This window comes from Bradyrhizobium sp. Kon37 (assembly GCF_055807535.1).
Window position 1 is genome coordinate 130,121 of sequence record NZ_JBVVOY010000008.1, and the last position, 13,933, is coordinate 144,053.

The window sequence follows — 13,933 nt, forward strand, 5'->3', positions numbered from 1 at the left end:
TTAATTTGTTTGCCCCAATTCCACCCCATCGGTGGGCTCTAGCGCCCTCCTCGCCTGCCCTGTAGACTTCTGCCCGGGCGGCCTGGGGGATTGATGCGACTGACGCTGAACTTGAAAACTGTCCTGATCGCCGTCGCGGTGCTCGCGGCGTCGTTTTTCATCAGCCTGAAGGCGATGGACTGGCTGTCGCCGCGGGCGACGAATTCCGCACCGCCGGTCGCGCAACTGCCGCCGCTGCCGCCGGTCGCGAAGAGCTCGATCGTGGTGGCGCCGGTCGCCATCGCGCTGTCGGCGATCCGCGAGCAGGCCGAGAAGGCCGCTCCGCGCAATTTCGCCGGCAAGGCCGAGAACCCGATCTCGCAAATCCTGGAGAACGCCGACATCGGCTGGTCCGCCGTACGCGGGCCGATGTCGGCTGCCGGCGACAAGGACGTGCTGACGATCTCGACGCCGCTCACGGGCAAGCTGAACGTGACGGGATCGCTCTCGTCGAAAGCCACCGGCGCGCTCGGCGAGGCGCTCGGCAGCGTGCTCGGCGGCAATGCCGCGAAACAGATCGGCGCGGTCAACATCAAGAATTTGAACGCCAGCGCCGAGATCAAGGGCAACGTCGTCGTCACCTCGCGGCCGAAGATTGCGGCCAACTGGCATCTCGAGCCCAATCTCGGCGCCCAGGTCAACCTTGGCGACACCAACCTCAACATCTCGGGCGCCAAGGTCAACGTGCCCGCGCAAGTGAAGCCGCTGATCGACAAGACCGTCGGCGAACAGATCAACGCCGTCTCCGAACGCATGCGCAACGATCCGACCTTGCGGGAGAACGCGAAGCTGCAATGGGCCAAGGCCTGCCGCTCGATCCCGCTGCAAGGCTCGGGCTCCTCGGCCGCGCTGCCGCCGCTCTGGCTGGAGATGAAGCCGATCCGCGCCATCGCGGCGCAGCCGCGCGTCGACGCGCAGGCCGTGACCCTGCTGATGGGCCTGGAAGCGGAGACGCGCGTCACCTCCACGCCGACGAAGCCCGACTGCCCGTTCCCCGACAAGATCTCGATCGTGCCGCCGACCGGCACCGGTGTGAACATCGGCGTACCGATCGACGTGCCCTTCACCGAGATCAACAAGCTGATCGCGGCGCAGATGGTCGGCCACACTTATCCCGAGGACGGCTCCGGTCCCGTGGACGTCACGGTGAAAAGCGTGAACGTGGTCCCGTCTGGCGAGCGCCTCCTGATCTCGCTGCTGGTGCGCGCCAAGGAGAAGAAGAGCTGGCTTGGTCTCGGCGCCGAAGCGACCGTGCACATCTGGGGCCGGCCGATGCTCGACCAGGCGCAGCAGACGCTGCGGCTCGCCGACATCCAACTCGCGGTGGAGTCCGAGGCGGCCTTCGGCCTGCTGGGTGCCGCGGCACGCGCGGTGGTTCCGCAGATGCAGCAGGCGCTGGTGCAGAAAGCGACAATCGACCTGAAGCCGATTGCCGCCAATGCACGCGAGAAGATCGCCGCCGCGATCGCGGACTTCCAGAAGAGCGAGGACGGCGTCAGGGTCGAGGCAAAGATCGACAGCCTGACGCTGGCCGACATCGCCTTCGACTCCAAGACGCTGCGTGTAATCGCGGAAGCCGGCGGCTCGCTGAATGTGTCCGTGACGAAATTGTCGGGAATGTAGCGCGCCGCCTTCCCTCGACGGTCCGCGCGTCGCCGCTTGCGCCGCTGGCAATCTGGACGGAGGATGCTAAGCTATTCCTCGCACCCCGGGGACGAGGTGCTGACAGCATCGTGGCTGATAACGCGAGGACGACATGAAAGCCGGCATGGTCACGCCTGCGCCGGCGCTGGTGCGCTTTTCCGGCATTCAGAAAACCTACGATGGCGAGCACCTCGTGGTGAAGAACCTCGATCTCGACATCAGGAAGGGCGAGTTCGTCACCCTGCTTGGTCCGTCGGGCTCGGGTAAGACGACCACGCTGATGATGCTGGCCGGCTTCGAGGTTCCGACTCATGGCGAGATCTACCTCGCGGACCGGCCGATCAAGAACGTGCCGCCGCACAAGCGCGACATCGGCATGGTGTTCCAGAACTATGCCTTGTTTCCGCACCTGACGATCGCCGAGAATATCGCCTTCCCGCTATCCGTCCGCAACACCAACAAGGCGGAAGCGCAGGAGCGCGTCAAGGCGGCATTGCGCATGATCAAGATGGAAACCCTGGCGCAGCGCCGGCCTGGGCAGCTGTCCGGCGGTCAGCAGCAGCGCGTGGCGCTGGCTCGCGCGCTGGTTTTCAATCCGCAACTCGTGCTGATGGACGAACCGCTGGGCGCCCTGGACAAGCGCCTGCGGGAGCAGATGCAACTGGAGATCAAGCAACTGCACGAGACGATGGGCATCACCGTCGTCTATGTCACCCACGATCAAAGTGAAGCGCTCACCATGTCGGACCGCATCGCCGTGTTCAACGACGGCATCGTGCAGCAGATCGACAGGCCCGACGCGCTGTACGAGCATCCGGTGAACAGCTTCGTCGCCCATTTCATCGGCGAGAACAATGTGCTGTCCGGCACCGTCGAGACGGTCGAGAAACAATATTGCCGCGTTGCGCTGGCGGGCGGCGGCGCCGTGACCGCACGCGCGGTCAACGTATCGGGCGCGGGCGCATCGACCTCGCTGTCGGTGCGGCCGGAGCGGATCGCCATTATCCCGGTTGGCACCTCCAGCGACGAACCGAACCGACTGCCGGCCAAGGTGCAGAACACCATCTATCTCGGGGACCACGCGCTGGCCGTGCTCGACGTCGCCGACAACAGGGAGTTCATGGTCAAGCTTCAGCCGGGGACGCATGACAGCCTTAGACATGGCAACGTAAGAGCTGACAGCCTTACACCCGGGGATGACGTGTTCATCACCTTCCGCCCGGAGGACTGCCTGGCCCTCGATCCCGTCTGATCCAACCATGCAGCATCGCTCGCACGCGGGCGGGCCTGCACCGACCAAGCTCAACGCAAGTCACGTGAAGAAGAAGGAACAAAGACCATGCTGAAGCGCAAGATTGTACTGGGGTTCGCCGCGGCATTCACCGCCAGCGCTGCGCTGGCCACGGTCGCGCAGGCGCGTGACCTCACAATCGTGTCGTGGGGCGGCGCGTATCAGGATGCCCAGAAGAAGGTCTATTTCGAGCCGTTCAAGAAAGCGACCGGTGTTGCGATGAACGACGAGTCCTGGGATGGCGGCGTCGGCGTGTTGCGCGCCAAGGTGCAGGGTGGCGCCGCCACCTGGGACGTCGTCCAGGTCGAAAGCGACGAACTGGCGGTCGGCTGCGAGGAAGGCCTGTTCGAAAAGCTCGACTATTCGAAGATCGGCGGCGAGGCCGCCTATATCCCGCCGTCGGTCAACGCTTGCGGCGTCGGCGCCATCCTCTACGATTTCGTTCTCGGCTACGACAAGGACAAGCTCAAGGAGGCCCCGAAGGGCTGGGCCGACTTCTTCGACACCAAGAAGATCCCGGGCAAGCGCGCGCTGCGTCAGGGCCCGAAGACCACGCTGGAGATCGCCCTCATGGCCGACGGCGTCGCGCCAAAGGACGTCTACAAGGTGCTGGCGACCGACGAGGGCGTCGAGCGCGGGTTCAAGAAGCTGGATACCATCAAGGGCGATATCGTCTGGTGGAAGGCCGGCGCCCAGCCGCCGCAATTGCTCGCCTCCGGCGAGGTGGTGATGACCTCGGTCTACAATGGCCGCATCGACACCGCGAACAAGAACGAGAAGAAGAATTTCGGCATGGTGTGGGACGGAGCGCTCTTCACGCTCGACACCTGGGTGATCCTGAAAGGCAGCCCGAACAAGGACGCGGCCTACAAGTTCCTGGACTTCGTCGGCAAAGCGGAGAACCAGTCGAAACTGTCGGAGAACATTGCCTATGGCACCTCGAACAAGGACGCAGCCGCCCTGCTCGCACCTGCCGTTCTAAAAGACCTGCCGACAGCCCCTGACAACATCAAGAATGCGGTCGAGATCAACGTTGCCTTCTGGCTCGAGAACATCGACCGCCTGACCGAGCGCTTCAACAAATGGGCAGCGAAATAGCGCGCTCCGCAGGAGCTCGACCGAAGGTAACACCAATGACGGATGCGCTCTTGACCGGCGCCGATGCGTCGACCGAGGTGCCGCTCAAGCGCCGATTGCGGCGGGCGGAGCGAGCACGCCAGATCAAAGCATTGGCGCTGGTTCTGCCGCTTCTCGTCTTCCTGCTCTTCACCTTCGCTGGGCCCATCGCCGGCATGCTGTGGCGTGCCGTCGATGACCGGGAGGTGCGTCTGGTTCTGCCTCAGACCATCGCGGCTCTCGCCAGTTGGGACGGCAGGGATCTGCCGGACGAAAAGGCCTACGCGGCGCTGGCAGGCGACATCATGACGGCGCGCGCTTCCGGCACCATTGCGATTGCGGCCAAGCGGCTCAATTACGCACTGAACGGCTTCCGCACGATCCTGACCACCACCGCACGCAATCTGAAGACTGCGCCGGAGCCCGGCACGGCCAGGGAGACGCTGGGCAAGATCAATCCGGCCTGGCGCGAACGCGCCACCTGGACCACGATCAAGGACGCCAGTGGCCCCGTGACCGGCTTCTACCTTTTGTCGGCGCTCGATCTGACGCGGAACGCGGACGGCGCGATTATCGCAGCCCCGCCGGATCAGGCCATCTACCGCGACGTTTTCGCCCGCACCTTCCTCATTAGCCTCAGCGTCACGGCACTTTGCCTGATCCTCGGCTTCCCGGTCGCTTACTTGCTGGCCGCGCTGCCGCCCGGCCGGTCGAACCTGCTGATGATCTTCGTCCTGCTGCCGTTCTGGACATCGCTTCTGGTCCGCACCTGCGCCTGGATCGTTCTGTTGCAGAGCAAAGGCGTCGTGAACGACAGCCTGCTCTGGCTTGGCATCATCGACGCGCCGTTGCGCCTGATCTACAACCGCTTCGGTGTCTGCGTCGCCATGACCCACGTCCTCCTGCCGTTCATGATCCTGCCGCTGTACAGCAGCATGAAGGCGATCTCGCCTGCTTACATGCGTGCCGCCGCCTCGCTAGGAGCGCCGCCGCTCACCGCCTTCCTGCGGATCTACCTGCCTCAGACCCTGCCCGGCATCGGCGCGGGAAGCCTGCTCGTCTTCATCCTGGCGCTCGGCTATTACATCACGCCGGCACTCGTCGGCGGCGCCGCCGACCAGATGATCAGCTACTTCATCGCGCTCTACACGACCGAGACCGCCAATTGGGGACTTGCTTCGGCACTGGGTGCGGTGCTGCTGCTCGCCACTATTCTGCTCGCGCTCGTGTACGGAAAGCTGGTGCAGGGACAGCAGGTCACGGGAGGGATGAAGAATTGAGCGACAATTCGTCCATCCGCACGCCGAGCCAGCGTATCGCGTGGACCGCGACCATCGTGATCTCCACGCTGGTGTTCATCTTCCTGATCGCGCCGATCCTCGCGATCATGCCGCTGTCCTTCAGCTCGGGTTCCTACCTGACCTATCCACTGCCGGGTCTCTCGCTGCGCTGGTATGACGACTTCGTCAATTCGCCGCGCTGGATGAATTCGCTGAAGAACAGCATGATCATCGGTGTGGCCTCGACCCTGCTGTCGATGATGCTTGGCACGTTGGCGGCGCTGGGGCTGGCGCAGTGGAAGAGCCGGTTCAAGCCGCTCGTGCTGGCCTTCGTGCTGTCGCCGGTCGTCGTGCCCGGCGTCATCACCGCGGTTGGCCTGTATTTCTTCTTCGCGCCGATCGGACTGACCGGCAGCTATCTCGGCTTGATCCTGGCCCACACCGCGCTGGCGACGCCCTTCGTCGTCATCACGGTCGGCGCGACGCTGCAGAGCTTCGACACCAATCTGGCCCGCGCCGCCGCCTCGCTCGGTGCCTCGCCGCTTGAGGCGTTCCGCCGCGTGATCCTGCCGCTGATCCTGCCCGGCGTGGCGTCGGGGGCGCTGTTCGCCTTCGCGACCAGCTTCGACGAGGTGGTGATCGTGCTGTTCATGGCAGGTCCGGAACAGCGCACCCTGCCGCGCGAGATGTTCAGCGGCATCCGCGAGAACATCAGCCCGACCATCACGGCAGCGGCGGTGATCCTGACCACGGTCTCGGTCGTCCTGCTCGCCACCCTGGAAGGCCTGCGCCGACGCAATGAACGGCTGAAGGGCAGCGGCGCGTGACTTTCTTCCTTCTCCCCTTGCGGGAGAAGGTGGCGCGAAGCGCCGGATGAGGGGTTGCTTCAGCGAGTTCAAATGCATGAGATGTACGCGCGGAGAGAACCCCTCACCCGTCTCGCCGCTTCGCGGCGAGCCACCCTCTCCCGCAAGGGGAGAGGGGCAAAAACACCGCCGCGTCCTGCTTATTTCTCAACCCTCCTCGCGCATTCCGGGCTTTGCTCCCGCGCCCGATTGTCGTTAGAACGGCTCCCGCAACAAAGCCCAAACAACAACGCTGAGGGAGAAAAACAAAATGCAAAAACTCATCGCCGCGGTCGCGGCCGGACTCGCTCTCGCCGCCACGTCAGGCGCCGCGCGGGCGCAGATTTCCGACGACGTCGTCAAGATCGGCGTGCTCACGGACATGTCGAGCCTCTATGCGGACGCGACCGGCAAAGGCTCGCTAGCTGCCGTGGAGATGGCGGTCGCCGATTACGGCGCCAAGGTCGCGGGCAAGCCTGTCGCAGTGGTCTCCGCCGATCACCAGAACAAGCCCGACGTCGGCGTCAACATCGCCCGCAACTGGTACGACAACGACAAGGTCGACGCGATCTTCGACGTGCCAACCTCGTCGGTGGCGCTGCCGATCTCGGCGCTGACGCGCGAGAAGAACAAGATCCACATCAATTCCGGCGGCGGCTCATCCGATATCACGGGCGTCGCCTGCTCGCCCAATACGGTGCACTGGACCTACGACACCTATGCGCTGTCGAATGTCGCCGGCAAGGCCATGGTCAAGCGCGGCGAGGACACCTGGTTCTTCGTCACCGCCGACTACGCCTTCGGCATGGCGCTACAACGCGACGCAGCCAACGTCGTCAAGGAGAGCGGCGGCAAGGTGCTCGGCGAGGTCCGCCATCCGCTCAACTCGTCGGACTTCTCCTCGTTCCTGCTCCAGGCCCAGGCCTCTAAGGCCAAGGTGGTCGCGCTCGCCAATGCCGGCGGCGACACCACCAATGCGCTGAAACAGGCGGCCGAGTTCGGCCTGACGGAGGGCGGGCAGAAGATGATCGCCTTGCTCATGGAGATCACCGACGTTCATTCGCTCGGCATCAAGTCGACGCAAGGACTGATCATCACCGACGCGTTCTACTGGGACACCAACGAGGAGACGCGCGCGTTCTCCAAGCGCTTCAACGAGAAGGTCGGCCACATGCCGACCATGATCCAGGCGGGGCTCTATTCGGCGACCATGCATTATCTGAAGGCAATCGACGCCATCAAGTCCGACGAGGCACCGAAGGTGATGGAGCAGATGCGCAAAACGCCGGTCAACGACTTCTTCGCCAAGAACGGCAAGATCCGCATCGACGGCCGCATGGTCCACGACATGTATCTGTTCGAGGTCAAGAAGCCCGAGGACTCCAAGGGAGAGTGGGACCTCTACAAGCTGATCGCCACCGTGCCCGGCGACGAAGCCTTCCGCCCGCTCGACAAGGGCGGCTGCCCGCTGGTGAAGGGGAACTAGGGACATTCTCCGTCATTGCGAGCGAAGCGAAGCAATCCAGAATGCTTCCGCGGTGGCAGCCTGGACTGCTTCGTCGCAAGAGCTCCTCGCAATGACGGCAGGCGAAAAAACACACGACAGCGCGCCCGGCAGAAACCGGGCGCGCTTCGTTTAGCCGTTCAGAGCCGCGTTACTCCGAGTACTTGAACTCGGGCATGTTCTTCAGCTCATCCTTGCTCGCATTGAACACGGCGTGGTCCGGATACCATTTCGACGAGGACGTGGCCGTCGTTGTCGTCGCGGGCTTGTTGTCGGTGCCGGTCGCGGCACCCGTCGTGGTGGTCGCCGCCGGCCGGTTGGCTGCGCTGTTCGGGTTGTTCCCGGCAGCGCCGGTATAGGCCACCGCCTCGTTGACGAACTTCAGCTTCTCATAGGGCACGGCAACCAGATGCTCGCCCAGGCCGAGGAAGCCGCCGACGCCGATCACGGCGATCTTGATGTTGCCGCTCTTGTCCATGAGCAGATCGTTGATCGAGCCGATGTTTTCGTTGGCGTCGTTATAGACCTTGATGCCGTCCATCTTGGACGTACGCCACTGTCCCGACGCGGTCGTGGTGGTCGTCGAGGCGGCGGCAGCCGGCGCCTTGTCGGTGGTGGCGGTCGGATTTTGCGCGAATGCAACGGTTGCGAGCAGTGCGGTACCGGCGAGACCGGCCGCGATCGATTTCATCAACATATTGTCCTCTCCTTCAGCAGAAAACTCGTGCGGAGAAAACAGCTCGGATCAGTCCCAGTTCCGTGCGTGCTGCAATTTCGTCGCGTGCTGCGCGAGCATCGGAGCCGCGTGCAATTGTTCCTAAGTCACCCAGGAACATTTTGCAGCGCACTGTTCCTCGCCGACGATCGGGCACCCTGGGTGAAGCACGACCGCAGCGAGGAACGCGCCGATCTGCGTCGCGCAGGTCAGCTCTTGTAATCGATCAGAAGCGCGGCGAAGTTCGAGCCGGCGGATGAGCTGCCGTTTGCACCGTACGACGACGAAGACGATTGCGACTGCTGCAGCGCCTGCAGAAACTGCTGGAGGATCTCGGCCGTGGTGGAGCCGGTCGACGTGCTGCCGGTCGCGTCCGTTGACGACGAATCCGATGAGCTGTCGTCCGGCGGCGGACCGGGCGGGGGGCCGCCCGCACCCCCCGGACCGCCCGCACCACCGGGGCCGCCGCCGCCATTGGCGAAGGCGGACTGGAATACGTTCTTCAGCTGGTCGGCCTGGTCCGACGTCAGCGTCCCGTTCGACACCTCGTTGGAGATGAGGTCGTCGATCTTCGACTTGATGTCGCCCTTGGAGGAACGCGTGCCGCTCGACTGATCGCTCGACCGGCTCTGCTGAAGCGCCGTGTCGATGTCGGTCAGCGCCGTCGAAAGCGCCGACTGGTCCGACGACGAGACCGTGCCGGCGGACACGTCCGATTGCAATTCCTGCTGCAGCCGCTGCAGCGGCGACTGTTGGTAACCGGCGGAGGCCGCCGAGATCGAGGTCATGATGGCTCCGTGAGTTCTGCGGGGGTTTCGTAGCCGACCACGCCACGGTATGGTTAGCGCGCTTAACGAGACCTTGCCGCTTCCCTGCCCGGTGATGTCCTGCTGTTGCGGCGTGGACCGTGGAAACAATCTGAAACAAAAATCCTCGCCTTTTGGCCCGAATCTTGGACAAACAAAGCGTATGGCCATTCCCAATCCCAACATCCTTGTCGTCGAAGACGACCGTGAAACCCGGACGTTGATTGCGAAATACCTGCGCAACAACGCCTGCAACGTCACCGCTGTGAGCGACGGCCGCGAGATGTCGCGCGCGATGGCCGATCATCGCGTCGACCTCATCATCCTCGACGTCATGCTGCCCGGCGAGGACGGCCTCAGCCTGTGCCGCAGGGTGCGCGCCGACGGACAGACGCCGATCATCATGCTGACCGCACGCGGCGAGGACGTCGACCGCATCGTCGGCCTCGAGATGGGCGCGGACGACTATCTGCCGAAACCGTTCAACCCGCGCGAGCTGCTCGCCCGCATCAACGCGGTGCTGCGCCGCCAGGCGGCCGCGCAGGCGGCAAGCTCGATCGAAGGCGCAAGCACGCTCGCCTTCGAAGGCTGGCGCATCGATCTGCGGCTGCGCGAGCTGCGCAATCCCGAGGGCGCGCGCGTCGCGGTGACCAGCGCCGAGTTCGACCTGCTGCGGACGTTCTGCGAGCGACCCGGCCGCGTGCTGTCGCGCGACAGCCTGCTCGACCTCACGCAGGGGCGCAGCACCGGCTCGTTCGAGCGCTCGATCGACGTGCTGGTCAGCCGCATCCGCCGCAAGATCGAGCCCAATCCGGCTGATCCGACCATGATAAAGACGGTGCGCTCGGGCGGCTATCTGTTCACGCCAAGAACCGAAGTGGTGAGAACGGAAGCGGCAAGCACCGACACTACAAGCACGGAAGCGGTCGCGGCAGTCTTGAGCATCTGACATGCGGCTTTTGGGATTTTTCCATCTCAGGAGCATCAGCGGCCAGATCGCTGCGCTCGTCGTGGTGTCGATCGTCGCGCTTCATCTGGTCATCACGGCGGGTTTTCTGATCACGCGGCCGGACCGTGCGGCGGCGCCGCCCGACAGCGAGCATGAGCTGGCCAATGCCGCGCTGCTGCTGTCCGCGGCCGACGCGAGCGAGCGGCCGCGCCTTCTTGCCGACATCGCGCGCGCCTTTCCGGATCTGCGGCTGGAAGCGATCGCGCCCGGCTCCGTGACGGACATCGGCGACGGCCCCCATATGCACGGGATGCGCCGCCATCTCGGTGAGGGCTACAAGGTCGTCACGCTGCCGCCGAACGGCGGTTCGCCCCGGATCGGCATCCAGCTGCCCGACGGCACGACGGTCGCTGGCCATGTTGAACGGGGACGGCCGGGCTGGTTCTGGGGCAATCCCTGGATAACGACGCTGCTGTCTGCCGTGATCAGCGTGACGCTGCTCGGCGTATGGGCCGCACATGCGCTCGCCGCGCCGCTGTCGTCGTTTGCAAAGGCGGCCGAGAATTTCAGCCTGGATGGGACAGCCGATCCGCTGCCCGAACGCGGCCCGGAAGAGATCCGCTCGGTGGCGCGCGCGCTCAACCGCATGCATGAGCGGATCGCGCGGCTGATGTCGGACCGCACGCGGATGCTCGCCGCGATCAGCCACGATCTGCGCACACCGATCACGCGGCTGCGCCTGCGCGCCGAGTTCGTCGAGGACGAAGGCAACCGCAAGCGCATGCTGATCGACCTCGACCAGATGCGCTCGATGCTGGAAAGCGTGCTGTCGCTGTTGCGCAACGACCGCCAGATCGAGGCGGTGACGCTGGTCGACATCGCGAGCACGCTGCAGCTCATCGCCGACCAGTTCGGCGACATGGGTCATGCCGTGCGCTATGCCGGCCCGCAATCCGCGACCGCCGTGGCGCGGCCCGACGATCTGCATCGCGGCGTCACCAATCTCGTCGAAAACGCGGTGCGCTTCGGCGCCGAGGTGACGATCCGGCTGGACATCTCGGGCAGCAAGCTCGTCATCGACGTCGAGGACGACGGACCCGGCATTTCGGATGGCCGCAAGCAGGAGATGCTGGAGCCGTTCGTGCGCGGCGACGACGCGCGCACCATGGACGAGTCCACCGGCTTCGGCCTCGGTCTGTCGATCGCGCGCGCGATCGCGATCGCCCATGGCGGCGAGCTGTCGCTGCACGACCGGGAGCCGCATGGGCTGATCGTGCGGATGCAATTGCCGATCTGGCAGCAGCCGCGGCTTGCGGCTTAACTTCAGGCCGCGAGGGGCGGATGCGCGATGGGCATATCGTCGAAGATCGCCACCGCCTCGAAGCGATAATTGCAGGCGTGGCACGTCCAGAGATAGGAGACGCGCCCTTCGCCCGGCTCGATCCAGTCGGGCGTGGGGATCAGCGTGCCGCATTGGGCACAGGGGTTGTTTCTGGGCAAATCGTGTTCTGACATGTCGCCACTGTGGGCTTTGACCATGGTTGATTTTGTCATGGCACCTCTCCCGATTCGCTGGCCGTGACATACTCGCTTTCGTGCGCCCATGCGAATAGACAGGCCTGCTGTCGCGAGTTGTCCGCCTGAGGAAACTCTGGCACCAGCATTGAGTCGTCACAGCGGCTCGGCGCCGCGAAAACGTTAAAGGCGGCGTTTGGTCACATCATCGCCGCGTTCGCGAGGCCTAAACGGCAGCCGGGCGCAGGCCTTCAATCAGTCTCAGGGACCTCCGGAATATCTGATGAAAATTTTACATGTTGCCGCGCTGCTCGCGGCCGGACTGACGCTGCCGCAGGCCGCATTCGCGGGCCAGGCGGAGTACGCCGAGATGGTCGCGGCCCATGCGCGCGCCAACGGCGTGCCGGAGGCGCTGGTGCATCGCGTCATCATGCGCGAGAGCCGCTATCAGCCCGGCCTGGTCGGCCATGGCGGCACCATCGGACTGATGCAGATCAAGCTCGCGACCGCCCGCGGGGTCGGTTACACCGGCGACGCCGCCGGCCTGCGCGATCCCAACACCAACCTCACCTATGCCGTGAAATATCTCGCCGGCGCCTATCACGCCGCCAATGGCGACCATAGCCGCGCCGTTCGTTATTTCGCCGGCGGCTATTACTACGCCGCAAAGCGGCAGCGGCAGGAGGCCGTGCAGGTCGCCAATATGGGCGAGGCCAATATGGGCGGCCCTTGGCTCGAGCCAAACGGCAATCCGCAGCCGATGTTCGGCAGCGTCCCACATCGCAAGCTCGCCCAGCGCGTCCGCAACGCCCGGGCACAGGCGCCCAAGTAAGCGCGGTTCCCACCAAGCGCGTTGACCACCCAGCCCTGCTGGCATACATTAGAGCCGTTCCGAGGGGTGCTCCGAGGAGGAGCTGAGATACCGCTAAATGGGCAAATCCGCCCAGGACCGCGGTGACCCTTTGAACCTGATCCGGGTCATGCCGGCGAAGGGACAGGGATGTTGCAGACGACCAAGCGACCGGATTCCCCGGTATCCATCATCGGCGCAGGCATTGCCGGCGCCTGGCAGGCCTTGCTGTTCGCGCAGGCCGGCCACGCCGTCACCCTGCACGAGCGCGGTGACGCCGAAATGACCGATGCCACCAGCCATTGGGCCGGCGGCATGCTCGCGCCCTATTGCGAGGCGGAGGTTTCCGAACCCATCATCTCCAGGCTCGGCCTGCGCTCGCTCGACATCTGGCGGCGCGAATTGCCCGACACGCCCTTCAACGGCTCGCTGGTCGTCGCCCACCCGCGCGAGTGCAACGACTTCGAGCGTTTTGCCCGGATGACCGAAGGCCATCGCCGGCTCGATGCCGCCGGTCTTGCCGAGCTCGAGCCGTCGCTCGAAGGCCGTTTCCGCGACGCGCTGTTCTTCCCGACCGAGGGCCATGTCGAGCCGCGCCGCGTGCTGCCGAAACTGCACGAGCGCATCCGCGCCGCCGGCGGCACCATCAAATTCGAAAGCGACGTCGCCGCGGCCGAACTCGCAAAGCTCGATCCTAAAGGCATCGTGATCGACTGCCGCGGTCTTGCTGCGCGCGACGAGCAGCCGGAGCTTCGCGGCGTCAAGGGCGAGATGATCCTGATCGAGACCGCCGAGGTGCAGCTCGCGCGCCCGGTGCGGCTGATCCATCCACGCTGGCCGCTCTATGTGATCCCGCGCGAGGACAATCTGTTCATGCTGGGCGCGACCTCGATCGAGGCCGAGGACACCGGCGTCAGCGTGCGTTCCGCGCTGGAGCTGTTGGGCGCGGCCTATGCCGTGCATCCCGCTTTCGGCGAGGCCCGCATCGTCGAATTCGGCTCCGGCCTGCGCCCCGCCTTTCCGGACAATCTCCCGCGCATCGGCATCCGTGACGGCACGATCAGCGTGAACGGCCTCTACCGCCACGGCTTCCTGATCGCGCCGGCGCTGGCCGAGCTGACGCTTGGCTTTGTCGAGCGCGGCCAGATCGACAATGAGGTGATGCAATGCGCGTGATCGTTAACGGCGAGCAGCGCGAGATCAATTCGGCCCGCGTGGACGCGCTGCTCAGCGAGCTCGACTACGAGGGCACCCATTTCGCGATCGCGCTGAACTACGACGTCGTGCCGAAGAGCCGCTGGGCCGAAACGGCGCTGAAGGCCGGCGACGAGATCGAGATCATCACACCGCGGCAGGGAGGGTGATGTGAACGATGCAAT

At 64.8% G+C, this 13,933-nt stretch carries 14 protein-coding genes and 1 riboswitch; of the genes, 11 read left to right on the top strand and 3 right to left on the bottom strand.

The genetic code is table 11. The features are described from left to right. Positions 1 to 93 precede the first annotated feature (93 nt). From AC0L3J_RS17980 to AC0L3J_RS18005, 6 genes are all read left to right on the top strand, one after another. Positions 94 to 1,662, top strand: a complete 1,569-nt coding sequence (locus tag AC0L3J_RS17980) for a DUF4403 family protein (RefSeq protein ID WP_473347947.1) — start codon at positions 94 to 96, stop codon at positions 1,660 to 1,662. A 133-nt stretch (positions 1,663 to 1,795) separates the two neighbouring features. Next, the gene (locus tag AC0L3J_RS17985; RefSeq protein WP_473347948.1) at positions 1,796 to 2,935 is read left to right on the top strand and encodes an ABC transporter ATP-binding protein; all 1,140 of its coding nucleotides are present in this window, start codon (positions 1,796 to 1,798) and stop codon (positions 2,933 to 2,935) included. 87 nt (positions 2,936 to 3,022) lie between these two features. Beyond that, a complete protein-coding gene (locus tag AC0L3J_RS17990) occupies positions 3,023 to 4,072 on the top strand; it encodes an ABC transporter substrate-binding protein (protein WP_473347949.1) in 1,050 nt (349 codons plus the stop codon). 35 nt (positions 4,073 to 4,107) lie between these two features. Beyond that, positions 4,108 to 5,370, top strand: a complete 1,263-nt coding sequence (locus AC0L3J_RS17995; RefSeq protein ID WP_473347950.1) for an ABC transporter permease — start codon at positions 4,108 to 4,110, stop codon at positions 5,368 to 5,370. Continuing rightward, a complete protein-coding gene (locus tag AC0L3J_RS18000; protein ID WP_473347951.1) occupies positions 5,367 to 6,197 on the top strand; it encodes an ABC transporter permease in 831 nt (276 codons plus the stop codon). The genes AC0L3J_RS17995 and AC0L3J_RS18000 overlap by 4 nt, the downstream gene beginning before the upstream one ends. Before the next feature lie 289 nt (positions 6,198 to 6,486). Next, the gene (locus tag AC0L3J_RS18005) at positions 6,487 to 7,701 is read left to right on the top strand and encodes an ABC transporter substrate-binding protein (RefSeq protein WP_473347952.1); all 1,215 of its coding nucleotides are present in this window, start codon (positions 6,487 to 6,489) and stop codon (positions 7,699 to 7,701) included. A gap of 169 nt (positions 7,702 to 7,870) precedes the next feature. Here the strand turns inward: AC0L3J_RS18005 and AC0L3J_RS18010 are convergent, their stop codons facing one another. Together AC0L3J_RS18010 and AC0L3J_RS18015 are read right to left on the bottom strand one after the other, a co-directional pair. Beyond that, positions 7,871 to 8,416, bottom strand: a complete 546-nt coding sequence (locus tag AC0L3J_RS18010; RefSeq protein WP_027570651.1) for a PRC-barrel domain-containing protein — start codon at positions 8,414 to 8,416, stop codon at positions 7,871 to 7,873. A gap of 227 nt (positions 8,417 to 8,643) precedes the next feature. Beyond that, positions 8,644 to 9,222 carry a hypothetical protein gene (locus tag AC0L3J_RS18015; RefSeq protein ID WP_473347953.1) on the bottom strand — a complete coding sequence of 193 codons (579 nt, stop codon included), beginning with the start codon at positions 9,220 to 9,222 and terminating at the stop codon, positions 8,644 to 8,646. A gap of 181 nt (positions 9,223 to 9,403) precedes the next feature. On the opposite strand from AC0L3J_RS18015, the gene AC0L3J_RS18020 reads away from it, so the two are divergent. Next, complete coding sequence (locus AC0L3J_RS18020) at positions 9,404 to 10,189, top strand: response regulator (RefSeq protein WP_473347954.1); 786 nt, start codon at positions 9,404 to 9,406, stop codon at positions 10,187 to 10,189. A 1-nt stretch (position 10,190) separates the two neighbouring features. Next, the gene (locus AC0L3J_RS18025) at positions 10,191 to 11,510 is read left to right on the top strand and encodes an ATP-binding protein (RefSeq protein WP_473347955.1); all 1,320 of its coding nucleotides are present in this window, start codon (positions 10,191 to 10,193) and stop codon (positions 11,508 to 11,510) included. Between the two features lie 2 nt (positions 11,511 to 11,512). Here the strand turns inward: AC0L3J_RS18025 and AC0L3J_RS18030 are convergent, their stop codons facing one another. Then, entirely contained in the window at positions 11,513 to 11,743 is a 231-nt protein-coding gene (locus tag AC0L3J_RS18030; protein WP_473262978.1) for a hypothetical protein, read from the bottom strand. Between the two features lie 244 nt (positions 11,744 to 11,987). Between AC0L3J_RS18030 and AC0L3J_RS18035 the strand changes: the two genes are divergently transcribed. The 3 genes from AC0L3J_RS18035 (at position 11,988) to thiS (ending at position 13,918) form a co-directional block, all read left to right on the top strand. Next, positions 11,988 to 12,536: a transglycosylase SLT domain-containing protein gene (locus AC0L3J_RS18035; protein ID WP_456768368.1), complete on the top strand. Its 549-nt coding sequence runs from the start codon at positions 11,988 to 11,990 to the stop codon at positions 12,534 to 12,536. Between the two features lie 52 nt (positions 12,537 to 12,588). Next, a riboswitch (TPP riboswitch) is annotated at positions 12,589 to 12,717 on the top strand. Beyond that, positions 12,705 to 13,730: an FAD-dependent oxidoreductase gene (locus AC0L3J_RS18040; protein ID WP_473347956.1), complete on the top strand. Its 1,026-nt coding sequence runs from the start codon at positions 12,705 to 12,707 to the stop codon at positions 13,728 to 13,730. (Overlaps the previous riboswitch by 13 nt.) Continuing rightward, the gene (gene thiS, locus AC0L3J_RS18045; protein ID WP_473347957.1) at positions 13,721 to 13,918 is read left to right on the top strand and encodes a sulfur carrier protein ThiS; all 198 of its coding nucleotides are present in this window, start codon (positions 13,721 to 13,723) and stop codon (positions 13,916 to 13,918) included. Before AC0L3J_RS18040 ends, thiS begins: the two co-directional genes overlap by 10 nt. Positions 13,919 to 13,933 lie beyond the last annotated feature (15 nt).